The 26,968-nt window shown below is 68.8% G+C and carries 21 protein-coding genes; 11 read left to right on the top strand and 10 right to left on the bottom strand.

All coding sequences use genetic code 11. The features are described from left to right. Positions 1-20: 20 nt before the first annotated feature. The 4 genes from kdpB to AC0IZS_RS30850 form a co-directional block, all read right to left on the bottom strand. A complete protein-coding gene (gene kdpB / locus AC0IZS_RS30865) occupies positions 21-2,075 on the bottom strand; it encodes a potassium-transporting ATPase subunit KdpB (protein WP_471639609.1) in 2,055 nt (684 codons plus the stop codon). Positions 2,076-2,152: 77 nt separating this feature from the next. Beyond that, positions 2,153-3,952 carry a potassium-transporting ATPase subunit KdpA gene (gene kdpA / locus AC0IZS_RS30860; RefSeq protein WP_471639149.1) on the bottom strand — a complete coding sequence of 600 codons (1,800 nt, stop codon included), beginning with the start codon at positions 3,950-3,952 and terminating at the stop codon, positions 2,153-2,155. After that, positions 3,952-4,050: a K(+)-transporting ATPase subunit F gene (gene kdpF / locus AC0IZS_RS30855; RefSeq protein ID WP_057206008.1), complete on the bottom strand. Its 99-nt coding sequence runs from the start codon at positions 4,048-4,050 to the stop codon at positions 3,952-3,954. The genes kdpA and kdpF overlap by 1 nt, the downstream gene beginning before the upstream one ends. Before the next feature lie 235 nt (positions 4,051-4,285). Further along, positions 4,286-4,900 carry an Lcl C-terminal domain-containing protein gene (locus AC0IZS_RS30850; protein WP_471639148.1) on the bottom strand — a complete coding sequence of 205 codons (615 nt, stop codon included), beginning with the start codon at positions 4,898-4,900 and terminating at the stop codon, positions 4,286-4,288. Between the two features lie 166 nt (positions 4,901-5,066). Here AC0IZS_RS30850 and AC0IZS_RS30845 point away from each other — a divergent pair, with 166 nt between their 5' ends. Together AC0IZS_RS30845 and AC0IZS_RS30840 are read left to right on the top strand one after the other, a co-directional pair. Beyond that, positions 5,067-6,098, top strand: a complete 1,032-nt coding sequence (locus AC0IZS_RS30845; RefSeq protein ID WP_471639147.1) for a GGDEF domain-containing protein — start codon at positions 5,067-5,069, stop codon at positions 6,096-6,098. 72 nt (positions 6,099-6,170) lie between these two features. Continuing rightward, the gene (locus AC0IZS_RS30840) at positions 6,171-7,382 is read left to right on the top strand and encodes a multidrug effflux MFS transporter (protein WP_471639146.1); all 1,212 of its coding nucleotides are present in this window, start codon (positions 6,171-6,173) and stop codon (positions 7,380-7,382) included. 5 nt (positions 7,383-7,387) lie between these two features. On the opposite strand, the gene AC0IZS_RS30835 is transcribed toward AC0IZS_RS30840, so the two are convergent. The 3 genes from AC0IZS_RS30835 to AC0IZS_RS30825 all read right to left on the bottom strand — a co-directional run bounded on the left by AC0IZS_RS30835 (position 7,388) and on the right by AC0IZS_RS30825 (position 10,846). Further along, positions 7,388-8,482 carry a DUF72 domain-containing protein gene (locus AC0IZS_RS30835; protein ID WP_471639608.1) on the bottom strand — a complete coding sequence of 365 codons (1,095 nt, stop codon included), beginning with the start codon at positions 8,480-8,482 and terminating at the stop codon, positions 7,388-7,390. An 18-nt stretch (positions 8,483-8,500) separates the two neighbouring features. Continuing rightward, positions 8,501-10,345, bottom strand: a complete 1,845-nt coding sequence (locus AC0IZS_RS30830) for a monovalent cation:proton antiporter-2 (CPA2) family protein (protein ID WP_471639145.1) — start codon at positions 10,343-10,345, stop codon at positions 8,501-8,503. A 96-nt stretch (positions 10,346-10,441) separates the two neighbouring features. Then, the gene (locus tag AC0IZS_RS30825; protein WP_057269479.1) at positions 10,442-10,846 is read right to left on the bottom strand and encodes a hypothetical protein; all 405 of its coding nucleotides are present in this window, start codon (positions 10,844-10,846) and stop codon (positions 10,442-10,444) included. A 162-nt stretch (positions 10,847-11,008) separates the two neighbouring features. Here AC0IZS_RS30825 and AC0IZS_RS30820 point away from each other — a divergent pair, with 162 nt between their 5' ends. The 3 genes from AC0IZS_RS30820 (at position 11,009) to AC0IZS_RS30810 (ending at position 15,678) form a co-directional block, all read left to right on the top strand. After that, the gene (locus AC0IZS_RS30820) at positions 11,009-13,387 is read left to right on the top strand and encodes a Tex family protein (protein ID WP_471639144.1); all 2,379 of its coding nucleotides are present in this window, start codon (positions 11,009-11,011) and stop codon (positions 13,385-13,387) included. 291 nt (positions 13,388-13,678) lie between these two features. Next, positions 13,679-14,509 carry an HDOD domain-containing protein gene (locus tag AC0IZS_RS30815; RefSeq protein WP_322591634.1) on the top strand — a complete coding sequence of 277 codons (831 nt, stop codon included), beginning with the start codon at positions 13,679-13,681 and terminating at the stop codon, positions 14,507-14,509. A 32-nt stretch (positions 14,510-14,541) separates the two neighbouring features. Then, positions 14,542-15,678 (top strand): phospholipase, encoded by a 1,137-nt coding sequence (locus AC0IZS_RS30810; RefSeq protein WP_471639143.1) that lies wholly within the window; start codon positions 14,542-14,544, stop codon positions 15,676-15,678. A gap of 16 nt (positions 15,679-15,694) precedes the next feature. On the opposite strand, the gene AC0IZS_RS30805 is transcribed toward AC0IZS_RS30810, so the two are convergent. Further along, positions 15,695-18,520: a bifunctional diguanylate cyclase/phosphodiesterase gene (locus AC0IZS_RS30805; protein ID WP_471639142.1), complete on the bottom strand. Its 2,826-nt coding sequence runs from the start codon at positions 18,518-18,520 to the stop codon at positions 15,695-15,697. Positions 18,521-18,858: 338 nt separating this feature from the next. Next, on the bottom strand, positions 18,859-19,995 hold the full coding sequence (locus AC0IZS_RS30800; protein WP_471639141.1) for an iron-containing alcohol dehydrogenase: 1,137 nt from the start codon (positions 19,993-19,995) through the stop codon (positions 18,859-18,861). A gap of 219 nt (positions 19,996-20,214) precedes the next feature. On the opposite strand from AC0IZS_RS30800, the gene AC0IZS_RS30795 reads away from it, so the two are divergent. Next, entirely contained in the window at positions 20,215-21,183 is a 969-nt protein-coding gene (locus tag AC0IZS_RS30795; RefSeq protein ID WP_471639140.1) for an alpha/beta hydrolase, read from the top strand. Between the two features lie 11 nt (positions 21,184-21,194). Then, positions 21,195-22,061, top strand: a complete 867-nt coding sequence (locus AC0IZS_RS30790; protein ID WP_471639139.1) for a YbgC/FadM family acyl-CoA thioesterase — start codon at positions 21,195-21,197, stop codon at positions 22,059-22,061. Positions 22,062-22,843: 782 nt separating this feature from the next. On the opposite strand, the gene ygfZ is transcribed toward AC0IZS_RS30790, so the two are convergent. Further along, positions 22,844-23,761, bottom strand: a complete 918-nt coding sequence (gene ygfZ / locus AC0IZS_RS30785; protein WP_471639138.1) for a CAF17-like 4Fe-4S cluster assembly/insertion protein YgfZ — start codon at positions 23,759-23,761, stop codon at positions 22,844-22,846. 46 nt (positions 23,762-23,807) lie between these two features. Between ygfZ and mltG the strand changes: the two genes are divergently transcribed. The 4 genes from mltG to AC0IZS_RS30765 are packed head-to-tail and all read left to right on the top strand — an operon-like array spanning position 23,808 to position 26,919. Then, positions 23,808-24,800: an endolytic transglycosylase MltG gene (gene mltG, locus AC0IZS_RS30780; RefSeq protein ID WP_471639137.1), complete on the top strand. Its 993-nt coding sequence runs from the start codon at positions 23,808-23,810 to the stop codon at positions 24,798-24,800. A 52-nt stretch (positions 24,801-24,852) separates the two neighbouring features. Continuing rightward, entirely contained in the window at positions 24,853-25,536 is a 684-nt protein-coding gene (gene tmk, locus AC0IZS_RS30775; protein ID WP_471639136.1) for a dTMP kinase, read from the top strand. Further along, on the top strand, positions 25,533-26,543 hold the full coding sequence (locus AC0IZS_RS30770; protein WP_471639135.1) for a DNA polymerase III subunit delta': 1,011 nt from the start codon (positions 25,533-25,535) through the stop codon (positions 26,541-26,543). Before tmk ends, AC0IZS_RS30770 begins: the two co-directional genes overlap by 4 nt. A 16-nt stretch (positions 26,544-26,559) precedes the next feature. Beyond that, positions 26,560-26,919 (top strand): PilZ domain-containing protein, encoded by a 360-nt coding sequence (locus AC0IZS_RS30765; protein WP_057206042.1) that lies wholly within the window; start codon positions 26,560-26,562, stop codon positions 26,917-26,919. Positions 26,920-26,968 lie beyond the last annotated feature (49 nt).

Raw genomic sequence — 26,968 nt, 5'->3', positions numbered from 1 at the left:
GGAGAAATGTCCTTGGGTGTTCAGACCAGGCCCATGGCCGAGAGCAGCAGGTCGATAGCCTTGATGCCGATGAAGGGCACGATGAGCCCGCCCAGCCCATAGATGGCCAGGTTGCGGCGCAGCAGGGCAGCGGCCCCCACGGCGCGGTAGCGCACGCCCTTGAGCGCCAGCGGGATCAGGAACACGATGACCAGCGCGTTGAAGATCACGGCGGCCAGGATGGCCGATTGCGGGCTGGCCAGCTGCATGACGTTGAGCGCGGCGAGCTGCGGGTAGGTGCTCACGAAGATCGCCGGGATGATGGCGAAGTACTTGGCCACGTCGTTGGCGATGGAGAAGGTGGTCAGCGAGCCGCGCGTCATCAGCAGCGCCTTGCCGGTCTCCACCACTTCCAAGAGCTTGGTCGGGTTGGAGTCCAGATCGACCATGTTGCCGGCCTCTTTGGCGGCCTGCGTGCCCGAGCCCATGGCCACGGCCACGTCGGCCTGGGCCAGGGCGGGCGCGTCGTTGGTGCCGTCGCCGGTCATGGCCACCAGGCGGCCTTCGGCCTGGTACTGGCGGATCAGCGCCAGCTTGGCCTCGGGCGTGGCTTCGGCGAGGAAGTCGTCCACACCGGCCTCGGCGGCAATGGCGGCCGCTGTGAGCTTGTTGTCGCCGGTCACCATCACGGTCTTGATGCCCATGCGGCGCAGTTGCGCAAAGCGCTCGCGGATGCCGGTCTTGACGATGTCCTTGAGCTCCACCACGCCCAGCACCCGGCTGCCGTCGGCCACGGCCAGTGGTGTGCTGCCGCGGCGTGCCACCTCGTCGGCAGCGCGCAGCACCTCGGTGGGCATGTGGGCGCCCAGCGCCTCCACATGGCGGCGCACGGCGTCCACTGCGCCCTTGCGCAGCTGGCGCACGCTGCCGTCCGCCTGGGCGATGTCCACGCCGCTCATGCGCGTCTGCGCGGTGAAGGCGATGGCGGTGACGCTGCCATCCGCGGGCACGGCCACGGGCTCGCCGGCGGCCTGCACCAGCGCCACGATACTGCGGCCCTCGGGCGTTTCGTCAGCGGCGGATGCCTGGGCCGCGCAGGTCCCCAATTGGGCCTGCGTGACGCCCGGTGCAGGCAGCAGGGCGCTGGCCTGGCGGTTGCCGTGGGTGATGGTGCCGGTCTTGTCCAGCAGCAGCACGTCCACGTCGCCCGCGGCCTCCACGGCGCGGCCCGAGGTGGCGATCACGTTGGCCTGCATCATGCGGCTCATGCCGGCCACGCCCACGGCCGACAGCAGGCCGCCGATGGTGGTGGGGATCAGGCACACCAGCAGCGACACCAGGGCCGTGAGGCTCACCACCGTGCCGGCCTGCGCGGCCTGCACGCTGTAGAGCGAGTAGGGCAGCAGGGTGACCGTGACCACCAGGAAGACGATGGTCAGCGCCACCAGCAGGATGTTGAGCGCAATCTCGTTGGGCGTCTTCTGGCGTTTGGCGCCCTCGACCATGCTGATCATGCGGTCCAGGAAGGAGTCGCCGGGGTTCACGGCCACGCGCACCACCAGCCAGTCCGACAGCACGCGCGTGCCGCCGGTGACGGAGGAGAAGTCGCCGCCGGATTCGCGCACCACGGGGGCCGACTCGCCGGTGATGGCCGACTCGTCCACCGAGGCCACGCCTTCGATGACTTCGCCGTCCATGGGCACCATGTCGCCGGCTTCCACCAGCACCACGTCGCCCTTGCGCAGGTTTTCGGCCTGCTCGGGCAGCCAGGTGCCGCCGTGGCGGGGCTCCTTGAGCTTCTTGGCCCAGTTGCTCTTTTTCAAGGTGCGCAGCGATGCGGCCTGGGCCTTGCTGCGGCCTTCGGCCAGGGCCTCGGCGAAGTTGGCGAAGAGCACGGTGAACCACAGCCACACGGCCACCGCAAGCACGAAGCCGGCGCCCTGGTCGCCCTGGCCACCCAGGGCGTTGAGCCACAGCAGCGTGGTCAGGATGCTGCCGATGTAGACCACGAACATCACCGGGTTGCGCCACTGCACGCGCGGGTTGAGCTTGGTGAAGGCGGCACGCAGGGCGGGCAGCACGAGGGCCTTGTCCATCAGGCCCTGAGCGGGTTGGGATTGCGTCACAGGAGTACCTGCAGGAAGGGAAGAAGAGGGGTTGCGGGGTGTGCCGTTCATGGTGCGGCTCCCAGCATCAGGTGCTCGACCACGGGCCCCAGGGCCAAGGCCGGCACGTAGTTGAGCAGGCCCACCAGCAACACGGTGCCGATCAGCAGTACCACGAACAGCGGGCCGTGGGTGGGCATGGTGCCGGCCGTCACGGGCAGTCGCTTCTTGGCGGCCAGGGCACCGGCAATCGCCAGCACCGGCACGATCACCGCGAAGCGGCCCAGCCACATCGCCACACCCAGCAGCACGTTGTAGAACGGCGTGTTCGCCGACAGGCCCGCGAAGGCGCTGCCGTTGTTGTTGGCGGCCGAGCTCAGCGCGTACAGCACCTCGCTGAAGCCGTGCGGGCCGGCCTGCACCATGCCGGCGGTGCCGGAGGTGGTGGACACCGCGATGGCCGTGCCCAGCAGCACCAGCAGCGGGGTTGCCAGGATGGCCAGCGAGGCCAGCTTCATCTCGTGCGCCTCGATCTTCTTGCCCAGGTACTCGGGCGTGCGGCCGATCATCAGCCCGGCGATGAACACCGCCAGGATGGCGAAGACCAGCATGCCGTACAGGCCCGAGCCTACGCCGCCGAACACCACCTCGCCGAGCTGCATGAGTACCAGGGGCACCATGCCGCCCAGCGGGGTGAGCGAGTCGTGCATGGCCGCCACGGCGCCGCACGAGGCGGCCGTGGTCACCACGGTGAACAGGCCCGAGGCGGTGATGCCAAAGCGCGTCTCCTTGCCTTCCATGTTGCCGCCGGCCTGGGCCGCGCTGGCCACCTGGTCCACGCCCAGCGGTGCGAACAGCGGGTTGCCCGCCTGCTCGGCCGGCATGATGGCCAGCACGGCAGCCACGAACAGCACGGTCATGGCCGCCAGCACCGCGCAGCCCTGGCGTAGGTCGCCCACGCTGCGGCCGAAGGCGAAGCACAGCGCGGCCGGGATCAAAAAGATGGCCAGCATCTGCGCCAGGTTGGTCCAGGCCGTGGGGTTCTCGAACGGGTGGGCCGAGTTGGCGTTGAAGAAGCCGCCGCCGTTGGTGCCCAGCATCTTGATGGCCTCTTGCGAAGCCACCGGGCCCATGGCCAGGGTCTGGGTGGGTGTGGTCAGCGCCTGCAGGACGGGCTGGCCCTGGGCATCGAGCAGCGGAGCACCCTGGCCGTCCACGGCCGGCTGCTGGTAGCTGGTGGATTCGAGGGTGGCCACGTCGGTGTAGGCATTGAAGTTCTGCACCACGCCGCTGCCGGCCAGGAACAGCGCCAGCACCAGCGACAGCGGCAGCAGCAGCCACACGGTGATGCGCGTGATGTCCACCCAGAAGTTGCCCAGCACGGCGCTGGAGCGGGCGGTAAAGCCGCGGATCAGCGCGAACGCCACGGCAATGCCGGTGGCGGCCGAGAAGAAGTTCTGGCCGGCCAGCGCCACCATCTGGGTGAGGTAGCTCATGGTGGCTTCACCCCCGTAGCCCTGCCAGTTGGTGTTGGACACGAAGCTGATGGCGGTGTTGAACGACGAATCGGCCGACACGGCGGGCATGGCCTGCGGGTTCAGGGGCAGCAGGCCCTGCAGGCGCTGCATGGCGTAAACGAAGAACAGGCCGGCACCATTGAACACCAGCAGGCACAGGGCATAGCGCGACCAGCCCATGCCTTGCTGCGGGTCCACACCTGCCAGGCGGTACAGGCCGGATTCGGCCTTTTGCATCCAGGCCGGGGGCGTGCCGGTGGCGAGCACCGCCACCCAGCGGCCCAGCGGCCAGGCCATGAGCACCAGCAGTACGAGAAAAGAGCCCAGCAGGGCCCAGGCAGCGGCGGTCATCAGAATTGCTCCGCGCAGATCAGTGCATACACCAGGTACGCGAGCAGCAGCACCGCGATCAGGCCGCTGAGCCCATACAGCAGTTCGACGGCGATCATGCGCGCTCTCCCGCGGGCTTGTGTTCCAGGCGGCTGCAGCCGCGCACGAGCAGCAGGACCAGGCCCCACAGGCCGGCGGCTGCCGCGATATAGACGAAATCCATGGTTTGCTTCTCCATTTGGGCAATGGGAGAAGTCTCGGGATCCGCGCGTAAAAACAGGGCACAGACTGCGGGCCGTGCCGTAAAAAAAGCGTAAAGGCGGCTGTGCGCCGCGGCAGCGAAGGTTGCCCTGGTCAGTCGATCTGCGTGCGAACGAGGCGGAAATGCAGGCGGCTGCCCTTGGCTGCGTCGCTGCGGATGTCCCCTGTATCCAGGTCCACCGCGAAGCGCTGGTTCACGCGCGTGGTGTCCAGGCTTTCGCCTCCCTGGCCCTGGCGCTGGGCTTTTTCCACGTTGCCGTAGTTGTACTGGTTGCCCGCCAGGCCGCCCTTGACGTTGGCGTTGACGGCCCAGTGCCAGCCCGATGGTGCGGCGGGGAAGAGCCGGGCATTGAGTCCTGGCGTGGGGGCCGACTTGTCCACCAGGCGGCGCAGCTCGGCGGCGCGCGGCAGCCGCCAGGGCAGGCCTTCGGCCTTCCAGCGGGCATTGGCATGGGCCAGGGCCTGTGCGTAGTCGATCTCCAGCGGCGTGCCGGTGCAGGTGGTGCCAGTCCACTGCATGCCCTCGACGCAGCGCGGCCAGGCCAGCTTGGCGCGCGTGTCGATCACGAGGCTGCCATCGGCTGAAAGCGCCAGCGGGGCGGCAGGTTCGGTGTTCGCGGCCTGGGCCAGGCTGGGCAAGGGGGCGATGAGGCAGGCCAGCACCAGCGATGCGGTGCGGCCCGTCCGTGTGTTGGGGATGTGCGTCATACGGGCAATGTTCGCATGGGAGTGGGTGCAGTATGCATGGCCGCCCTGGGTGCGGGGTGCTAAAGTGCATCGCGCGCCAATCGGAACATGGACCGGGGGCCGCGCGGACCCGCATGGCGGCGCGCCGCATGTTTTTTCAGGATGCCCTGACGAGGAACCCGCACGCATGCGACCGGATCGCCAGCCCCTCATCCGCCAACTGTTCGACGACTACATCGCGCTGTACTCCACGCGCGATGAGCGCCTGATCGGACGCCTGAGTACCCAGTTCAGCGGCTACGCCAGCCGCAGCGACCGCCTCGTGCACACCCGCAGCGAGTGGGTGGCCGCCATCCTGCAGGACTTTGCCCTGGTGCCGCAGCACATGCGCATCGAGGTGCTGGACCTGTGCCTGCAGGACCTGGCCGAGCACGTGGTCTCGGCCACGGCGATGGTGCATGTGCGCGGCCCCGATGCGGGCGAGACCCCGGCCGGCCAGGTGCCGGTGGCGCGCCTGGTGCTGGTGTTCCGCCTGGAAGGCGCGGAGTGGAAGATCGTGCACAGCGGCACCTCGGTGCCCTCGGGCCCCTTGCCACAGGGGAGCTCTGCCGCCATGGTGCGCCTGCAGAATGACCAGCGCGTGCTCCAGGCGCAACTGCAGGAGAGCACCCGGGCTCTGGCCGAGGCGCAGCAGCGCATCGATGCCATGGACCGCACCGACAGCCTCACCGGCCTGGGCAACCGGCGCCAGTTCGACCACCTGCTGCAACAGGCCTGGGAGCGTGCCCAGCGCGCCGCCACGCCGCTGGCACTGGTGCTGCTGGAGGTGGATGCGCTGCGCCATTTCATGGACCGCCACGGCCACCTCGCAGGTGATGCCTGCCTGCAGACCCTGGCCGTCACGCTCACGCAGATCGTGCAGGAACGCCCGGGCGGCGTGGTGGCGCGCTTCGCGCCCGATGCCTTTGCCCTGCTGCTGCCCGGGGCGACGTTCGATGAGGCCCAGGGCCTGGCGCAGGGCGCCGTGGTCGCGGTGCGCTCGCTGGCGCTGCCCCATGAGGGCTCGGCCCTGGGCCGGCTCAGCCTGGGGGCGGGCGTGGCCGCGCTGGTGCCGGTGCGCGATCAGCGCCCCGACGAACTGGTGCGCGCCGCCAGCAGTGCCCTGGCCCGGGCACGGCAGGCCGGCGGCAACCGGGTGGAGCCGCAGACCGCGGATTGAACCGGCGCCTACCCTGAAACGGCCTTGTGTGCCGACAAGGGTTTTTACGGAGGCCCGCGACAATGGCGGGCTATGCATTTTTCCCGCTTTTTCAAGATGGCCCTGATCCTGGGCCTGCTCTCGGCCATCGGGCCGTTCGCCATCGACATGTATTTGCCCGCGCTGCCTGAGATCGGGGCCAGCCTGGGGGCATCCGTGGGGGCCGTGCAGTGGAGCCTCACTGCGTTCTTCCTGTCGCTGGGCGCGGGCCAGCTGTTCTACGGCCCGGTGTCGGACATGGTGGGGCGCAAGCCGCCACTGTATTTCGGCCTGGGCCTGTTCACCCTGGCCAGCGTGGGCTGCGCGCTGGCCACCGACATCGAGACCCTGGTGGCCCTGCGCTTCGTGCAGGGGCTGGGCGCGGCGGCGGGCATGGCCATCCCGCGCGCCGTGGTGCGCGACCTGCACACGGGCACCGATGCGGCGCGGCTGATGTCACTGCTGATGCTGGTGTTCAGCGTCTCGCCCATCCTGGCGCCGCTGGCGGGCAGCGGCGTGATCGCCCTGGCCGGCTGGCGCGGCGTGTTCTGGGTGGTGGCAGTGGCCGCCGTGGCCGGCCTGGCGCTGGTGTACGGCAGCCTGGGCGAGACCCGGCCCGCGGCCGACCGGGTGGAAAGCAGCCTGGGCGGAGCCCTCTCCGCCTACGGGCTGCTGCTGCGCGACTGGCACTACCTGGGCCTGGTGTTCATCGGCGGCTGCGCCATGGCGGGCTTCTTCGTGTACCTGGCGGGCTCGCCCTTCGTGCTCATCAACCACTACGGCCTCACGCCCACGCAGTACAGCCTGGCGTTCTCGGTGAATGCAGCGGCCTTCATTGGTACCTCGCAATTCACGGCCACGCTGGGCGAGCGCTTCGGCCTGGTGCGCCTGGTCAAGGCCGCGGCGACGGGATCGGGCGTGGTCATGGTGGCCATGCTCGGCTACTACCTGCTCGGCGGCGATGAGCTGGCGGTGCTGATCGGCCTGTACTTCGTGGCCAGTGCGCTGATGGGGCTGGTGATTCCGACGACCTCGGTGCTGGCGCTGGAAAAGCACGGCGCCATTGCGGGCACGGCCTCGGCCTTGCTCGGCACACTGCAGATGCTCACGGGCGCGGCCGCCATGGGCGTGGTGGGCCTGTTCGCCAACGGCAAGCCGCTGCCCATGGTGGTCGGCATGGCCACGGGTGCGCTGGTGGGCGTGGCGCTGGCATGGATCACGCTGGCGGGCCACAGCGACCAGTCGGTGGCTGCAGCCAGCGCCTGATCCGATCAGGCCTTCTTGCGGGCGGGGGGCAGCGCGGCCACCTGCTCGGCCAGGGCGCGGATGGTGATCGGGGCCGAGCCCTCGGCATGGTTGCTGATGCAGACGTAGGCGTTCTGCCCGGCACCGGTCACGCCGGCGATCAGGCGCGCCAGCTCCTCGCGGTTCTGCAGGTCGGGGTGGTGCAGCCTGTCGAAGGGTTCATAGAGCTTTTCGGCCTCTTCATACCCATAGGGGCCATGCACCGGGTTCAGCATCCAGCGGCACACCAGCGGGCCCGGCCACAGGGCGCGCAGCATGTGCAGTTGATCGGCCAGCGGTGGCATCTTGGGGTGCAGGTCGATGCAGTAGGTGGCGCCGGCCTCGCGCAGCACGGCCGCGAAGTCGAGGGCCATCCAGTGCGAGCTGATCCATTCGGGGTCGCGCACCTCCACGGCCAGGATGCCGTCGGGCGCGATGGGAGAGAGCCTGGGCTGGGCCAGCAGCATGGTGCGCAGGCGCTGCAACACTTCGGGCAGGCGGTCGAGCTGGTCCATGGGCAGGGGGCTGAGCTGGAACACCAGCGCACCGACCTTGTGGCCCAGGCCCTGCAGCGCGGGTTCGACGAACTCGGTGCGTGCCAGGTCGGCATTGAGGAACGCGGGGTTGGGCTCGCGGCCCCGGCCGTCCTCGCTGCGCACCAATGCATCGGTCACCAGGCTCGGGGCCTTGACCACGAAGCGGAAGTCGTCGGGCACCTGGCTCGCATAGCGCTCGTACTGGCTGACTGTAAGCGGGCGGTAGAAACTGCGGTCGATGCTCACCGTGCGCAGCAGCGGGTGCTGGACGTAGATGGACAGCCCGTTCTTGGACAGCTGTGCCGGGGAATGTTCGCCCTCCCAAACCAGGCCCTTCCAGCCCGGGTAGGTCCAGGTGGAGGTGCCCAGGCGCAAATGGGGCGACAGGCTGGCGCCCAGTGCGCGCACAGCGTCGTCCTGCGGCTGCGCGCTGACGGCGATGCCTTTCTTGCGCGGGGGCGGGGCAGGGGGCGGGTCCGCCTGCAGAGCGGGAGGCGGTACGGGCGTTGGCGGCGCAGGGGGGGCGCCGAACAGGTCGTTCTGGATGCTCATGCAGCCTTTCTCTCAGGCCAGCGGAGTGGCCACGGGCTGCAGTGGCTCTTCGATGGCGTCGGCCGCTTCCTCGTTGAGTGCCCGGCCCTCGCGCTGGGGCTGGGTGAGCGGGGTGGGCACCCATTTGTCGCCGTTGAAGAAGTTGCGCGCGCCGTCCTTGTCGCCGGCCAGCTCCAGTTGCAGGCGCTCGGCATCGCGGGCGCGGATGCGCTCGGCCAGCTCTGCCACTTCCTCGGGGTCCACGCCCAGGGTCTGCAGGGCCTGCATGCCGAAGCCCATGGCCGATTCGAAGGTCTCGCGCATCTGGTAGTCCACGCCCAGGCGCAGCAGTTCGATGGCATGCTGCCGGTCGAAGGCGCGGGCCAGCACCGGGATCAGCGGGCATTCGTGCTTGAGCAGCTCGACGATGCGGGTGGTGGTCTTGGCATCGTCCACGCACACCAGGATGGATTTGGCATGGTGCGCGCCGCTGGCGTGCAGCACATCGAGGCGTGTGCCGTCGCCGTAGTAGACCTTGAAGCCGAACTTCGCGGCGGCTCGGATCATGTCGGTGTCGTTCTCGATGATGGCGATGTCGACACCCCGCGCAAGCAGCAGCTGGCTGGCGATCTGCGCAAAGCGGCCGAAGCCGATGATCAGCACCGTGCCCTTGAGGTTATCTGCCGCGTCGATGCCCGCCATGTCCTGTGCGGGCTCGGGCGGCATGAGCCAGCGCAGCGAGAGCACGGCCAGCGGCGTGAGCGCCATGGAAATGATCACGGCCGCCGTCAGCACCGCATTCATGCGCGCTTCCACGATGCCCGCGCTGGCCGCAGCGGAGTACAGCACGAAGGCGAACTCGCCGCCCTGGGCCATCAGCATGGTGCGCTGCAGGGCCTCGCCATGGACGGCCTTGGTGAAGCGCGCCACGGCGTACACGCCGATGCCCTTGATGGCCATGCAGGCCACCACGCCGCCCAGCAGCAGCGTCCAGTTCTGCAGCACCAGCGGGATGTCGAGCGCCATGCCCACGCCCATGAAGAACAGGCCCAACAGAATGCCGCGAAACGGCTCCACGTCGGCCTCGAGCTGGTGGCGGAAGGTGGATTCAGACAACATCACGCCCGCGGCGAAAGCACCCATGGCCATGGACAGTCCGCCCCACTGCATGGCCAGCGCCGCGCCCAGCACCACCAGCAGGGCGGCGGCGGTCATCACCTCGCGCGCCTTGGAGCGCGCCAGCACGCTGAACAGCGGGTTGAGCAGCCAGCGGCTGACTGCGACCAGGCCGACCACGGCCGCCAGCGCCACGCCCACGGTGACCCAGCGCGAGACGGCCTCGCCAGTCGGGGCGGGCGAAAGGAAGGCGACGATGGCCAGCAAGGGCACGATGGCCAGGTCTTCGAGCAGCAGGATGGAGACGATGCGCTGGCCGCGCGGCGTGGAGGTGTCGCCGCTTTCGTCGAGCAACTGCATCACGATGGCCGTGGACGAGAGCACGAAGCCCGAGGCCGCGATGAAGGCCACTGAGGCCGGCAGCCCTGCCAGCACGCCCGTGACGGTGAGCAGGGCGATGCAGACCAGCACCTGGGCCAGGCCCAGGCCGAAGATCTGGCGCCTGAGGTTCCACAGCCGGGTGGGCTGCATCTCCAGGCCGATGACGAAGAGGAACATCACCACGCCGAGCTCGGCCACGTGCAGGATGGTCTGCGCATCGCTGAAGAAGCCCAGGCCGAACGGGCCGATGGCCAGGCCCGCTGCCAGGTAGCCCAGCACCGAGCCCAGGCCCAGGCGCTTGAACAGGGGCACGGCGATGACGCCAGCGGCCAGCAGCACGACGACTTTGACGAGTTCGGTGCCTGATTCAGCAGCGGCCATGGGGACTCCGGGACAACAACAATGGGGGGAAGGGAACGCGGGATGCGCAGATGGTAGCTGCATCCTGCGCCCTGCAAGGCGGGGGGAAAGGCCCCCTCACGGGCTGGAGAACAGGCCGCCTTCGTCCAGCAACTCGTAGGCAATCTCGGGGCGCTGGTCCATGCCCTTCTTGATCGCGGCCGGAATGGACTGGCGCGTCTTGCGGCACAGGCCGGGCTGCTCGTGCACCAGGATGGCGATGCCACGCAGGGTGCGCACCTCGTTGGGGCTCGGTGTGACGGTGATGCGGATGCCGAGCTGCTGCTCCATGCGCTCCTGCATGCGGCGCAGGTCAGCCAGGCTGGTGATGCCCTCGAGCCGGGTGAGCAGCTTCTTCTCTTCGGTCTGGGTCAGCTGCAGGATGCGTGTGTCGCCATCGGGGGCCTGGAGCAGGGCGTCCCGGTCGCAGACACAGGCGCCGGGCGGGCACTCCGTGCGGACGGGGAAGGGGACAGGCTTCATGGAGGGCGTGCGGATCGGGCGGGGGGCGTGGTCCCTGCATTCTAAGAAGCTCCGGCATTTCCGAGGGTAAGCCAGGGCGTTGCCCCGGCTGTTACCAAAAGTGGCTGTGGCAAACTCCCGCGCTTCGCGTATTTTTTCGAGTTTCAGAGAGTTTGCCCACCCATGCAGCAGATCGTCCGGCAGTTGGCCGCAGAAATCAAAGTCAGTGAATCCCAGGTGCGTGCAGCGGTGGAGCTGCTCGACGGGGGCGCCACGGTGCCCTTCATCGCCCGCTACCGCAAGGAAGTGACGGGCGGGCTCGACGACATCCAGCTGCGTGAACTGGAAGCGCGCCTGTCCTACCTGCGCGAGCTCGAAGACCGCCGCGCCACCGTGCTCAAGAGCATCGACGAGCAGGGCAAGCTGACCGACGCCCTGCGCGTGGCCATTGCCAGTGCCCCTACCAAGCAGGAGCTGGAGGACATCTACCTGCCCTTCAAGCAAAAGCGCCGCACCAAGGGCCAGATGGCGCGCGAGTTCGGCATCGAGCCGCTGGCCGACAAGCTGTTTGCCGACCCCACGCTGGACCCTGCGGCCGAGGCCGCCGCCTTCACGAAGCCGCCCGAGGTGCTGGACGACGGCAAGACCGGCGCCGATTTCTCCACCGTGCCGGCCGTGCTCGATGGCGTGCGCGACATCCTGTCCGAGCGCTGGGCCGAAGACGCAGTGCTGGTGCAGTCGCTGCGCGAATGGCTGTGGGCCGAGGGCCTGTTGCGCAGCAAGAAGGTGGAGGGCAAGAACGAGAACGACCCCGAGGTCTCCAAGTTCCGCGACTATTTCGAATACGACGAGCCCATCGGCCGCGTCCCCTCGCACCGCGCGCTGGCGGTGTTCCGCGGCCGTGCGCTCGAAATCCTCGAAGGCAAGCTGGTGCTGCCGGTCGAGCCCGAGCCGGGCAAGCCGAGCCTGGCCGAAGGCAAAATCGCCCTGCACCTGGGCTGGAGCCATGCCGGCCGCCCGGCCGACGACCTGCTGCGCAAGTGCGTGAGCTGGACCTGGCGCGTGAAACTGAGCCTGTCGACCGAGCGCGACCTGTTCGCCCGCCTGCGCGACGATGCCGAGAAGGTCGCCATCAAGGTGTTTGCCGACAACCTGCGCGACCTGCTGCTGGCGGCGCCCGCCGGCCCGCGCGTGGTAATGGGCCTGGACCCGGGCATCCGCACCGGTGTGAAGGTGGCCGTGGTGGACGCCACCGGCAAGCTGGTGGAGACCGCCACCGTGTTCCCGCACGAGCCGCGCCGCGACTGGGAAGGCTCGCTGCACACGCTGGCCAAGCTGGCCGAAAAGCACGGCGTGAACCTGATCGCCATCGGCAACGGCACGGCCAGCCGCGAGACTGACAAGCTGGCGGCCGATCTGATCAAGCTGGCCGCCAAGGCCGAGCGCGCCATCGAGAAGGTGGTGGTGAGCGAGGCCGGCGCTTCGGTCTACTCCGCCAGCGAATACGCCTCGCAGGAGATGCCCGACGTGGACGTGAGCCTGCGCGGTGCCGCCAGCATTGCGCGCCGCCTGCAGGACCCGCTGGCCGAACTGGTCAAGATCGACCCCAAGAGCATCGGCGTGGGCCAGTACCAGCACGACGTGAACCAGAGCGAGCTGGCCCGCACCCTGGGCACGGTGGTGGAAGACTGCGTGAACTCGGTGGGTGTGGACCTGAACACGGCCAGCGTGCCGCTGCTCAGCCGCGTCTCGGGCCTGTCGCCCAGCGTGGCCAAGGCGGTGGTGCGCTGGCGCGAGGCCAATGGCGCCTTCAAGAGCCGCAAGCAGCTCATGGACGTGTCGGGCCTGGGCGCCAAGACCTTCGAGCAGAGCGCGGGCTTCCTGCGCATCCGCGGCGGCGACAACCCGCTGGACATGACGGGTGTGCATCCCGAGACCTACCCCGTGGTCGAGCAGATCATGGAAAAGACCGGCAAGCCCGTGGCCGAGATCATGGGCCGCAGCGACATGCTCAAGACCCTGAAGCCCGAGCTGTTCGCCAACGAGAAATTCGGCGTCATCACCGTCAAGGACATCCTGGGCGAACTGGAAAAACCCGGCCGCGACCCGCGCCCGGACTTCAAGGTGGCGCGCTTCAACGATGGCGTGGAAGACATCAAGGACCTCAAGGAAGGCATGATCCTGGAGGGCACGGTGAGCAACGTGGCGCAGTTCGGCGCCTTCATCGACCTGGGCGTGCACCAGGACGGCCTGGTACACGTGAGCCAGCTGGCGCACAAATTCGTGAACGACGCGCGCGAAGTGGTCAAGACCGGCGACATCGTCAAGGTCAAGGTCATGGAAGTGGACATGGAGCGCAAGCGCATCGGCCTGTCGATGAAGCTCGGCGACGCGCCCCCGCGCCAGGGCGGCGACCGGGGCGGTGCGCGCGACAACCGCTTCGAAGGGGCCGGGCGCGGCTACCAGCAGCAGCCCCAGCGCCGTGGCCCCGAACCGGCGCAGCAGTCGGCCATGGCTTCGGCCTTTGCCAAGCTGCAGCAGGTGAAGCGAAGCACCCCCTGAGGCGCTTCGCGCCTTCACCCCTCTCTCATATTGCTTCGCAATCTGGGAGGGGGACGCCCCCAGCGCGGCGGGGCGGCCCTTGCGCGGGGGCACTGGCCTCGGGCGCGCCAGTTGCGTGCGTCGCGGGCGACGCGCAGCGCGATGAAGAACGGGTACCGCACCGCTCGCGACCGTTGATACGGCCACAGGCGCCGCCCGTGCAGGTAAGACTGCATGGGCAAAATGGGTGATGGGCTGTTGGTACGGGCAGCGCCATAATCGCCGCTTGTCCCACCAGACGCCCGATCACCCATGGAGTTGAATGCCCTGCTGGCCCAGCCGGCGGCCCTGCCCAGCCTGCCGCGCACCGTTGCGCTGCTGATGAGCGAGCTGGCCCAGCCCGAGCCCAGCCTGCGGCGCATGAACCAGCTCTTCGGCACCGACCCGGCACTGGCCGCGCGCCTGCTGGAGCTGGCCAATTCCCCCACCTTCCAGATGCCGCGCCAGATTGCCGGCATTCCCCAGGCCCTGGCCCTGCTGGGCACCGCGCAATTGCGTGCGCTGGTCACCTCGGCGCCCCTGGGCACCACTTCGCGCTCGGTGCCGGGGGTCAACATGCAGCAGTTCTGGCGCTACAGCCTCAACACCGCCAAGCTCGCGCGCTCGCTGGCGGGCCTGGTGCACCATGACCAGATCGCCGCCTACACGGCCGGCCTGCTGCACGGCCTGGGCGAACTGGTAATCCACCTGGCCGACCCCGAGAAGGCCCATTCGGTCAACACCCTGGTGCCGCCGCTGGACATGCGCCGTGCCAAGGTGGAGCAGCGCATCTTCGGCTACTGCTATGCCAAGGTGTCGGCCGGGCTGGCGCGGCGCTGGCAATTGCCCGAAGTGGTGGTCGACGCCCTGCAGTACCAGGACGCGCCGTTTGAGAACAATGCCTATGAGCCGATGGCCGGCGTGATCCACCTGGCCTCCTGGCGTGCGCGCGCGCGCGAGGCCGGGCTCAACGAGAACGAGCTGGCCGTCTCCTTCCCGGGCGAGGTGGGGCTGGTGCTGGGCCTCGATATCGACATGGTGCTGCAGCAGGACCCCATCGACTGGAATGTGCGCCCGGAGGCGGCTGCCGATTACGTGGTCTGAGCCACGGGTCTCGCTCTGGGACAATGCAGGGCATGAAAGCACTGCGCATCCACGCGGGCCCGCGCGCCCGCCAGCACCTTGAACAGCACGGCCTGCAACCGGGCGATGTGCGCGTCATCCCCGCGGCAGCCGGCGGCCCCAAGGGCCTGATTCTCGGGCCTCTGGACCGCTTCCTGTTTGGCGAATGGCTGGCCGGCTCCAGTCAGCCGGTGCATCTGGTGGGTGCCTCCATCGGCGCCTGGCGCATGGCCACGGCCTGCCTGGGGTCCTCGGTGGCCGCTTTCGAGCGGCTGGAGCACGACTACATCCACCAGAGCTATGAGCTGCCCCCGGGCAAGAAGCGGCCTTCGGCGTCGCACGTGAGCGAACGCTTCGGCCAGAACCTGCAGGCCTTCTACGGCGGGCGGGTGGGGGAGGTGCTGAGCCACCCACGCTTTCACCTGCACATCGTTACCTCGCGCGGCCGGCATGTGCTGGCGCGGGAGCACCGGGTGGGCACGCCGCTGGGCTACCTCGGCGCCTTCCTGAGCAATACCATGCACCGCAAGGCCCTGGGCGCCTGGCTGGAGCGCGTGGTGTTCTCGTCGCCCGATGAAGGGGCCTCGACCGGGGCGGTCTTGCCCTTCGGGACGGCCGACTTCCGCACGCGCCAGGTGCAGCTCACGGCGCAGAACTTCATGCCGGCACTGCAGGCCAGCTGCTCCATCCCGTTCGTGCTGCAGGCGGTGCATGACATTCCGGGCGCACCGCGCGGCGCCTACTGGGATGGGGGCATCACCGACTACCACCTGCACCTGGGCTACGACCGGGCGCAAGCCCACCCTGTGGCTGCTGCGGCAGGAGGTGTGGCGCAGGCGAGCGGTGGGCTGGTGCTCTACCCGCATTTCCAGCACCAGGTGGTACCGGGCTGGCTGGACAAGGGGCTCAAATGGCGGCACCGCTCCACGAGCGCGCTCGACTCCATGGTGGTGCTGTCGCCCAACGCCGATTGGGTGCGCAGCCTGCCCAACAGCAAGCTGCCCGACCGCAACGACTTCACCTACTACGGTACCGACAGCGCCGCCCGCGCCAAGGCATGGCTGGCTGCCACGGCGGCCAGCCGCCAGTTGGCCGACGAGTTCGCCGACTGGCTGCGCCGGCCCGACATGGCCGCGGTGCAGGCCCTTTGAAGGTTTTTGCCGTCGCTCAGCGCGTGGGGGTTGGCGCCGCCGCGGTCCGTTGCAGGCGCGCCTGCTCATAGGCCCGGGTCCAGGCCAGCACCTCGTGCGCGGGCATGGGCGGCGCGATGCCGAAGCCCTGGGCCCGTTCGCAACCCAGCGCCAGCAGCTTGTCTCCATGGGCCGGTGTTTCCACGCCCTCGGCGATCACCTGGCGGTTGAAGGCCCGGGCCAGCGTGATGATGGCGTTGACCAGGGTCAGGTCGTCCTCGTCGTGCAGGATGCCCTGCACGAAGGACTGGTCGATCTTGAGGGTCTCCGCCGGCAGGCGCTTGAGGTAGGACAGCGACGAGAAGCCCGTACCGAAGTCGTCGAGTGCGAAGCGCACGCCCAGTGCCTGGCAGCTGTGCATCATGCTGCGCATGTACTGCATGTCCTGCAGCGCGGCGGATTCCAGGATTTCCAGTTCCAGCCGGGATGGCGGCACCTCGGGGCAGGTCAGCAGCAGGTCCTTGAGCCGGTCCACGAAGTCGGGTCGGTGAAAATGCTGCGCAGCGATGTTCACGCTGACCTCCCATTGTGCGCCGGCCAGGCTCCATTGCCGCATCTGTGACAGGGCTTCGCGCAGCACCCATTCGCCGAGCTCGGCCACGACCTCGGCATCCTGCAGCAGGGGCAGCACATGTTGCGGGCCCAGCAGGCCCTGTTCGGGGTGCTGCCAGCGCAGCAGGGCCTCCATGCCCAGTACCTCGCCGGTGCGCAGGTTGACCTTGGGCTGGTAGTACAGGCGCATCTCGCCGGCCTGCAACCCCTGGGTCACCCGGGTCTGCTGCGAATGCTGGGTCTGCACCGCGTGGTCGAGTTGCACGTCGAACAGGTGCATGCGGTTGCGGCCCGAGCGCTTGGCCTGGCACATGGCCTGGTCGGCCTGGCGCAGCAGGGTGTCGGGGTTCACGTCGTCCTGCGGAAAAACGGCCACGCCGATGCTGGCGGTGGTGTGCAGCAGGCGGTCGTCGATGGCATAGGGCGCGGCCAACTGCTGCATGAGCTGGCGCACATGCTCCTCGATGGCGGGCACGTCGGTCTGGTGGTTGAGCAGCAGCACGAACTCGTCACCCCCCAGGCGCGCTGCGGCATTGCTGCCGGTGGCGAAGGCGTTCAGGCGCTGGGCCACCTCCTTGAGCAGGCGGTCGCCCATGCGGTGGCCGTGGGCGTCGTTGATGGCCTGGAAATGGTCCAGGTCCAGCATGCACACGGCCAGCAGGGTGGGGCTGCGGCCTGTCACGAACAGGGCATGCGTGAGCCGTTCGGCCAGGGAGGCGCGGTTGAGCAGGCCGGTCAGGCCGTCGTGCCGCGCATGCCAGGAGATCTGGTGGCGCAGGTGGCTGGCTTCGGTCACGTCGCGGAACACCAGCACGCAGCCCGATGCGCGCCCGCTGCCCTGGCGGATGGCCGATGCCGTGTACTCGATGGCATAGCGCTCGCCCGAGCGGTGCAGCAGCACTTCCTGCATGGCGGGCTGGGTGGGGGCCGCCGTGGCGGTGTCGCCTGTGGCCCGGGTGGCGGCCTGGCTCGCGGGCTCCTCGTACAGCCGGAACACATCGTCCAGCAGTTCACCCACCGCCTGCTCGGCGGTATAGCCGGTCATGAGCTGGGCGGCCTCGTTGATGGTCTCGATGCAGCCGGCCAGGTCGGTGGTGATCACGCCATCGCCGATGGAGGCCAGCGTGACCTCGGCGCGGTCCTTCTCGTTGCGCAGCGCCTGCTCGGCGCGCTTGCGCTCGGTGATGTCCACCAGCGTGCCCACGGTGCCGGCCACGGTGCCGTTCGTGCTGGTGAAGGGCGCTTCGTAGTAGGCCATGGTGCGCGCCAGCTGGCCGGGTGGCTGCACCAGGACCTCGTTGTCCTGGGACATGGCCAGATGCCGGGACTGGGTGGGGGAGAGCAGGTGCGGCGCCGTGAGGCCCGGGAACATGCCCTGGCCCGGCAGGCCGGGGTCGCCGTTCTGGAACAGCCGCTGCCAGGCCCGGTTGGCATCGACGAAGGTGCCATCCGCCTCACGCACGAACACCGGCAAGGGCAGGGCGTCGATGAGTTGGCGCGTGAAGTGCAACTGCTCGCTCTGCAGTTGCTGCGTCTCGCGCAGCGAATGCACCAGCGACTGCACCTTGCCCGCCATGTCATTGAAGGTGTTGGCCACGGCACGCGATTCCAGGGTGCCCTTGATGTCCATGCGGGTGTCCAGGTGCCCCTGGCGGAAGCGGTCCGTGGCCTCGGTCAGGCGGCGCAGCATGCGGGCATTGGCGCGCAGGATCAGGGTCAGCAGGAACAGGATGGTGAAGATGTTCAGCGCCGAGATGCGGGCCTGCACCACCACGGTCTTCCAGACCCGGTCCACCAGGATGCCAGGGTCGGCAGTGACCGTGAGCACGCCGGTGCGCCCGTCGGCAAAGGTCTGGCCGAAGCGCTGCGTGGGCGGGGCGATGTCCAGGATGTGGGCGAACCACGCAGGGGCCTGCATGGCCACGGAGGGAGCGGCCCACTGCAGGGGCGCCTGGCCCGGCACCTGCCACAGCAGCGACTGCACGGCCGGGCCGAAGCGGGCGGGGGTGGCCTGCAGCACGCGGGCGGCGGACTCGCGTTGCGCCGGGTCCAGGGCCACCAGGCTGGGCAGCAGGCTGTCGCCCACGCGCGCGAGTTCGGCCACCGCGCGGTCGTGGGCTTCCTCCTCCTCCAGCGACACCAGTTGCTGGTAGCGCACGGCCACGACCACCACGATGATCGCCAGGATGGCGAGGTACAGGCGGGGGGTGGTTCCCTGCGTCAGCCAGGCCCTGAATTTTTCTGCGCGCATGGATGGACAGCCAGTCATTTCATGGAATGGATGAAAGAGAGCGCGCGCAGCACCGCCATCGGCCGGCGCCAGCCCGTTGTGGGCGGCGCGCCAAGGGCCCGGCCTGCGCGCCAGCCATGCACTCCCACCATGCATGCCCGCCTCGCTCAGCAGTGGCAACGGCGCCTGGCGCTTCGCAGCGCCGGTCCGTTAATTACTTTGTTAATTATTGTTTGACAGGCAGCAGTTTAGCTGCAGGGGCGCTGCCTGCGCCCTGCCCGAGTGGGGGAGGGCGCTGCGGGGCCGGCAGGCGCCCAAGAATACGTCCGGCCTGCTGCCGGGCGGGCCTGTCGAAGGCGTCAGAGCGACTGCGTGAGCATGTCCCAGTATTCCTCGGGCGTGGCGATGCGCGGGTTGGTCTTGTGGCAGTGGTCGGCCATGGCGCCCTTGATGATGTCGCCGAACATGCTTTCGGTCACGCCCATGGCCGCCAGGCCCGTGGGCAGGCCCAGGCGGGCATTCATGTCGCGGATGGCCTCGGGAATGTCGCCCGCGCCAGCCAGACCCATGGCGTGGGCCATGCGTTCCAGGCGTTTCTCCTTTTGCACCGACTCGGCCCCCGCATTGAAGCGCACCACGGCGGGCAGGAACATGGCGTTGAGCGTGCCGTGGTGCAGGCGCGGGTTCACGCCACCCAGGCTGTGGCTGAGCGAATGCACGGCACCCAGGCCCTTCTGGAAGGCCATGGCGCCCTGCATGCTGGCGCTCATCATGTGCAGGCGCGCATCGCGGTCGCTGCCGTTGCGCGTGGCCGGTTCGATGTGGGCCCAACCGCGCGTGAGGCCGTCGAGCGCAATGCCGTCGGCCGGTGGGTTGAACGCGGCCGACATGAAGGTCTCCATGCAGTGCGCGATCGCATCCATGCCGGTGGCGGCCGTGAGCGCGGGCGGCAGGCCCAGGGTGAGCTCGGGGTCGCAGATGGCGGTCTTGGGTACCAGGTTCCAGGAGTGGAAACCGAGCTTGCGGTGGTCATCGACGATGATGATGGCGCCGCGCGCCACCTCGCTGCCCGTGCCGCTGGTGGTGGGCACGGCAATCAGCGGCGCGGCGCGCTCGGTGATGCGCGGCGAGCCGCCTTCGATGGTGGCGTAGTGGGTGAGCGGCCCTTCGTGCGTGGCGGCGATGGCAATGCCCTTGGCGCAGTCGATGGCCGAGCCACCGCCCACGGCGATCAGGCCGTCGCAGCCCTCTCGCTTATACACCTCGACCGCGGCGCGCACGGCGGCCTCGGTGGGGTTGGCCGGGGTCTGGTCGAACACCGCCACGGGCAGGCCCGTGAGCGCGTCCAGCGCCTTTTGCAGCACGCCAGCGGCCTTGACCCCGGGGTCCGTCACGACGAGCGGGCGGGTGATGCCCACGCGCTCGCATTCCTGCTGGAGCAGCTTCACGGCGCCGAACTCGAACTGGATCTGGGTGACGTAGTAGATGAAGGCCATGGCGTTGCGGAGGTTGCGTGGACGATGGCTGCTGACTGTACAACCGGCAGGCATGCCTGACCCCAAAGCAAACCCTCATGGCCTGCACTTTGTTCGTCACGTGCGTGACAGAGGGGGGAGGTCTGCGGCGGAACCACACACCAACCTTTCGGCCCATGGCAGCGCAATGGACGGCCTTCGGTTAGATTCGTCCTTGGATTTTTTGACTGAGTGGCCCCTTTGACCGATCTGCACATCCACGCCAACCGCCTGACCCCCCAGATGCGCAGCGTGCTCGAACGCATGGCGCGTGCGGGCCATGCGCCGCTGTACACCCGCACTCCGCAGGATGCCCGCGTGGCCTATGCGGCGGGGGCGGACGTGCTGGAGATACCCAAGCCCGTGCTGCCACGCGTACAGGACTTCACCGTCCCTGCACGCGACGGCCATCCGCTGCCTGCGCGCCTTTATGCCCCGTCGCTGCAGGACGCGGGCCCGCTGCCCGTGCTGCTGTACACCCATGGCGGCGGCTTCACCATCGGCGGCATCGGCACGCACGACATCCTGTGCCGGGAGCTAGCGCGGCTGGCCGGCTGCATGGTGGTTTCACTCGACTACCGGCTGGCGCCCGAGCACCGCTTTCCCACCGCCACCCACGACGCCTGGGATGCGCTGGCCTGGCTGCATGCGAATGCAGCCGGCCTGGGTGCCGACCCGGCGCGCATCGCGGTGGGTGGCGACAGCGCAGGCGGCACGCTGGCCACGGTGAACGCCATCCTCGCGCGCGATGCGGGCTTGCCGCTGGCGCTGCAGTTGCTGGTCTACCCGGGCTGCGCAGCGCACCAGGACACACCCTCGCACACCCGCTTTGCGAGCGGCCTGGTACTCGACGAGCCGGCCATCACCTGGTTCTTCGGCCAGTACGTGACCAGCCGTGAAGAACGCAACGACTGGCGCTTTGCCCCCCTGCATGCCGACGACGTGGAGGGGGTCGCCCCCGCATGGATCGGCCTGGCCGAGTGCGACCCGCTGGTGGACGAGGGCGTGGACTATGCCGACAAGCTGCGTGCGGCTGGCGTGGCGGTGGACCTGGAGATCTACCGCGGCGTGACGCACGAATTCATCAAGATGGGCCGCGCGATCCCTGAAGCGCGCCAGGCCCACGCCGACGCAGCGCGCGCGCTGCGCCAGGCTTTCCACATGGAGTGAGACTTTTGCCTATGCCGCAACCCCAACGCCGTGATTTCCGTTGTTTCCACCGCCTGCGCGTGCGCTGGGCCGAGGTGGACATGCAGAAGATCGTGTTCAACGGCCACTACCTGATGTACATCGACAACGCCATGTCCGAGTACTGGCGTGCCCTGGCCTTGCCCTATGAGGCCAGCATGCACGCGCTCGACGGCGAGATGTTCGTGAAGAAGGCGAGCCTGGAATACCACGCATCCGCGCGCATGGACGACACGCTGGACGTGGGCATGCGCTGCGCGCGCGTGGGCAATTCGTCGTGCCTGTTCGAGGCGGGCATCTTCAGTGGTGACCGGCTGCTGGTCTCGGGCGAGCTGGTCTACGTGTTCGCCGACCCGGTGGCGCAGAAGTCGCGCCCTGTGCCCCAGGCGCTGCGCGACACCATCACCGCCTTCGAGGCCGGAGGGGACACGGCCGAGGTCAGGACCGGCGACTGGAATGCGCTGGGCCGTGATGCGGGCCGGCTGCGCACGGCGGTGTTCGTTGCGGAGCAGGGCATTCCTGCCGAGATCGAGGCCGATGCGCTCGACGCCACTGCGCGCCATGCGGTGGTCTACAACCGGCTGGGGCAGCCGATTGCGGCGGGGCGTCTGTTGCAGGAGGCACCGGGTGTGGGGCGCATCGGGCGCCTGGCGGTGGACCGGTCGGTGCGGGGGACGCGGTGGGGGCGCAAGGTATTGGATGCCTTGGTGGATGCTTCACGGGCTCGTGGGGACCGGGAGGTGCAGTTGCATGCGCAGGGCAACGCGGAGGGGTTCTATCGGAGGGCGGGGTTTGCTGTGGTGGGGGAGCCTTATGAGGAGGCGGGGATTGCGCATGTCCTGATGGCGCGTCGGTTCTGATTTTTTGGGTGTCGCTTCGCTTTGATGGCGTGTGCCTGGTGTGAGGGCGGAGGCCGGGATGTGCGCCCGGCGGCGCAGTAACTTTCTCTTGGCCGCCAAGAGAAAGTCACCAAAGAGAAGGCGGCCCCCAGTCTGCGTCCCCCATCGCCCTGTCGGGCGATGGGGGCAACCTGCGATGCTCGGTCCTGGGGTGGTGCCGATGAACTCGCTGCGTTCTTCGAACTCCGCTCAAACAGCATCGGCAAGCCAGATCACGAAGTGCGTGTGTCCTTCGGCACACGCACCCACCCCAGGCCCTGCGCTTCTCGGCGCAGCCAGCAGGGGTGGGGAGCGGGTATCGCACGGCTGCTGCTTCGCAGCTACGCCTGGGGTCGGGGACGCGCGCGGTGCGCGCTGCCGACGCAAGTGGCGCAATGGCCCTGCCCAGGCCGAGCGCAGCAATGGCCCGTGTGGAGCCCGCTCCCACCCCCTTCTGACCGTGCCGAGAAGCGCAGGGCCTGGGGTGAGCGCGTGCCGAAGGACACGCGCATCGTGAACTGACTTGCCGCAGCTGTCTGAGCGGAGTTCGAAGAACGCAGCGAGTTCTGCGGCACACCCCAGGACCGAGCATCGCAGGCTGCCCCGCTCGCCGCCAGGCGAGTGGGGACACGGGCAGCGGGGTCGCCTTTTCTTGGCCTACGTTCTTTTGGCGACGCAAAAGAAGGTAGGTGCGCCGCCGGGCGCACATCCCGGCCTCCGACCTTCAAATGAGCACGCAGCAATATTCCAGCCGCACGCAACCATCAAATATCGTCAAGCAAAGCATACGGCAACGGCTGCAGCGCAAGGGCCACGCCGTCCGGCGCGCCGACCTGCAGTGGACCGTCAGCCGCCGAAATCTGCATCGAAAGGATCAGGTCGAACCCGCCACCCGGTGCAGCAGCCACCTGCACCACCGTCCCGCAAGGCTGCTCCAGATCACCCGCAGCAAACACTTCCGCCCCCACCGCCACCGCACTGCCGGCATGCGCGATGTAGGCCCGCCGCTTGAGCGTGCCACGGAACTGGCTGCGCGCCACCACCTCCTGGCCGGGATAGCAGCCCTTCTTGAAATTCACACCGCCCACGGACTCGTAATTGACCATCTGCGGCACGAACGCCTCGAACAGTGGCTGGGTCAGGGTGGCCACGCCGCTCTGCACCTCGCTCCACTGCCACAGCGCCAGGTCCAGCGCCGGGCCTGCGGGGGCCGGGTCGGCGGCAGGCGCCACCCACAGCGCACGCGGTTGGCCTGCGGCAGGGTAGAGGTGGACCACGCTGGCGGAGCCGACCTCAGCCTTGGTCCAGGCCGGGGCTGCGCCACCTGCAAGTGAGGCGACGGCATCGCCCGCCAGGCCGTACAAGGCAAAGTCGGCCGTGGCGTCGGTCAGTTTGGCCTTGGCGCGCATCACGAACATCGACAGGCGCTTGAGCGTGGTGGCCAGCAGGTCCTGGCTGATCACGAGCAGCACCTCGGTAGTGCTGCGCTTGAAGCCGACCATGCTGGCCTGCATGCGGCCCTTGGCCGAAAGAAAAGCCGACAGCCGCGCCTCGCCCAGGCCCAGCAAGGCATAGTCCTGCGTGAGCTGGCCGTGGAGGAACTTGGCGGCGTCTTCGCCTTCCACGCGGATCACGCCAAGGTGCGACAGGGGGGCAATGCCATTCAGGGGAAGCTGGGTCATGGCTGAATTATGATGCCCGCTCCCTTTATCTACAGGCAGCAGGGTTGTGCGACGCTTACTGGTTTTTGTCTTGGTGATGGTGATCGCCGCAGGTGGAGCCGCCTTCTGGTGGCTGCACCAGCCCCTGCCCATGGCGGGCAATGAGCCGCTGGAGCTGGCCATCGAGCCCGGCACCACGCCGCGCGGCGTGGCCCGCGACGTGGTGGCCGCCGGCGTGCGCACCGATGCGCAGCTGCTCTATGCCTGGTTCCGCTTTTCGGGGCAGGACCGGTTGATCAAGGCCGGCAACTACGAGATACCGCCCGGTACCACGCCGCGCGGCCTGCTGGCCAAGCTCGTGCGGGGCGAGGAAGCGCTGCGCGCCTTGACCCTGGTGGAGGGCTGGAACTTCCGCCAGGTGCGCCAGGCGCTGGCCGCGGATGACCAGATCAAGCCCGATTCCAAAGGGCTGACCGACGAGGCGCTGATGGCGCAGCTGGGCCGTCCCGGCGTGGCGCCCGAGGGCCGCTTTTTCCCCGATACCTATACCTATGCCAAGGGCTCCAGCGACCTGGCCGTGCTGCGCCGCGCCCTGCACGCCATGGACCGCAAGCTCGAGGCCGCCTGGAGCCAGCGCTCGGCCGACACCCCGCTCAAGTCGGCCGACGAGGCGCTGGTCCTGGCCAGCATCGTCGAAAAGGAAACCGGCCGCGCCAGCGACCGCGCGCAGATTGCCGGGGTGTTCGTGAACCGCCTGCGCACCGGCATGCTGCTGCAGACCGACCCCACGGTGATCTACGGCCTGGGCGAGAAGTTCGATGGCAACCTGCGCCGGCGCGACCTGCTGGCCGACACGCCCTGGAACACCTACACCCGCGCCGGCCTGCCGCCCACCCCCATCGCCATGCCCGGCAAGGCCTCGCTGCTGGCCGCCGTGCAGCCAGAACGCACCAAGGCCCTGTACTTCGTGGCCAAGGGCGACGGCACCAGTCACTTCAGCGCCTCGCTCGATGAGCACAACCGGGCCGTCAACCGCTACCAGCGTGGGCAGTCGCAGTAAGCGGGCTGGCTGCATACTCTCTTTCCGGACCAGGTTTCTCCAAAAGGTTTTCATGTCACGACCCGGCCTCTTCATCACCTTTGAAGGCATCGACGGTGCCGGCAAGTCCTCGCACATCGAAGGACTGGCCACGGCATTCCGCGCGCAGGGCCGCACGGTGACGGTGAGCCGCGAGCCCGGCGGCACGCCGCTGGCCGAAAAGCTGCGCCAGATGGTGCTCAATGACGCCATGGACCCGCTGACCGAGTCGCTGCTGATCTTCGCGGCCCGCCGCGACCACCTGTGCAACGTCATCGAGCCGGCCCTGGCCCGGGGCGATGTGGTGCTGTGCGACCGCTTCACCGACGCCACCTTTGCCTACCAGGGGGCGGGGCGGGGGTTCGATCTGATGACCCTGTCCACCCTGGAGCGCATGGCCCAGGGCGGGCTGGTGCCGGGGGCCGGAGCCGGCACCTTGCGCAACCCGGACTTGACCGTCTGGTTCGACCTGGCGCCTGAAGTGGCGGCCGAGCGCCTGGCCGGCGCCCGCGTGCCCGACCGCTTCGAGGCCCAGCCCGTGGAGTTCTTTCGCCGCGTGGCACAGGGCTATGCCGACCGCGCTGCCGTGGAGCCCGCGCGCTTTGCGCGGCTCGATGCCGCGCTGGACCGCCACCGTGTCTGGCAGCAGCTCACCAGCGTGTTCGTGCGCAAGGGCTGGCTGTCCATCATGGTGCCCACGCCGAAGGACCTGGCATGAGCGACGCCACCACCACCCCGCTGGCGCCCTGGATCGCCGCGCAGCGCAGCAGCTTGCTCGCCCAGCGCGGCCATGCCTGGCTGCTGCAGGGGCCCTCGGGCCTGGGCCAGTACGCGCTGGGCCTGGAGATGGTGCGTGCCTGGCTGTGCGACCGGCCCACGCCAGAAGGCGCTTGCGGCCAGTGCGGCAGCTGCCACGCCATCGAGGTGCGCACCCATGCCGACCTGTGCGTGCTGATGCCCGAGGTGCAGATGATGGCCCTGGGCTGGCCGCTGTCGGAGAAGGCGCAGGCCGACATCGACGACAAAAAGCGCAAGGCCAGCAAGGAAATCCGCGTGGAGGCCATGCGCGACGCGGTGGAGTTCTCCCAGCGCACCTCGGCGCGCGGGCGCGGCAAGGCGGTGCTGGTGTACCCGGCCGAGCAGATGAACCACATCACGGCCAACGCGCTGCTCAAGACGCTGGAAGAACCGCCGGGCGACGTGCGCTTCGTGCTGGCCAGCGAGGCGGCGCACCAGTTGCTTCCCACCATCCGCAGCCGCTGCCTGGGCCACACCATGGTCTGGCCGGCGGAAGCCGAGATGCTGGCCTGGCTCAAGGGCCAGGGCATTGCCGCCGATGCGGCGCCGGCCTTCCTGCGTGCTTCGGGCGGCAGGCCAGATGATGCATTGGCGCTGGCTCGATCGGGCCGCAGCCCACAGGCTTGGGCCCTGTTGCCGCAGGCCGTGGCACGCGGCGATGCCACGGCGCTAGGCGACTGGTCGCCCGCACAGGTGATCGACGCCCTGCAAAAGCTCTGCCATGACCTGCTGGCCGCCAGCGTGGGGGCCGCGCCCCGCTATTTTGCGCCGGCGGACCTGCCCAAGCCGCCTCCTCTGGGGCCCTTGACGCGCTGGTCCAAGGCGCTGGCCAAGGCCGCACGCACCGCTGACCACCCCTTCAATGCCGGCCTCATGCTGGAGGCGCTTGTCGCCCAGGCGCGAAACACCCTACACTCCAAGCACTGAAGCCGTCCCACCCACCATGAGCAGTCCATCCACCGCCCCCCGCCCCAGCGTCATGCAGCTGGCCATCAAGGAAAAGGCGGCTCTGTATGCGGCCTATATTCCCTTTTTCGTCGAAGGGGGCATTTTCGTGCCCACCCAGCGCGACTACAAACTCGGCGACGATGTGTATGTGCTGCTGACGCTGCCCGACGACACCCAGCGCTACCCTGTGGCTGGCCGCGTGGCCTGGGTCACCCCGGCGCGTGCCGCAGGCAACCGCACCCAGGGCGTGGGCATCCAGTTCCCCAAGGACGAAAAGTCGCGCCAGCTCAAGCTCAAGATCGAGGAGTTGCTCGGAACTTCGCTGGGTTCGGACCGTCCGACACAGACCATCTGAGGCTTGGCCCCCTGCCCATGCCGACCCGCGCAGGCTGGTCGGCTTTTTC

Source organism: Acidovorax sp. AC410, assembly GCF_979253235.1.
This window is presented reverse-complemented; position numbering and strand designations above follow the sequence as displayed.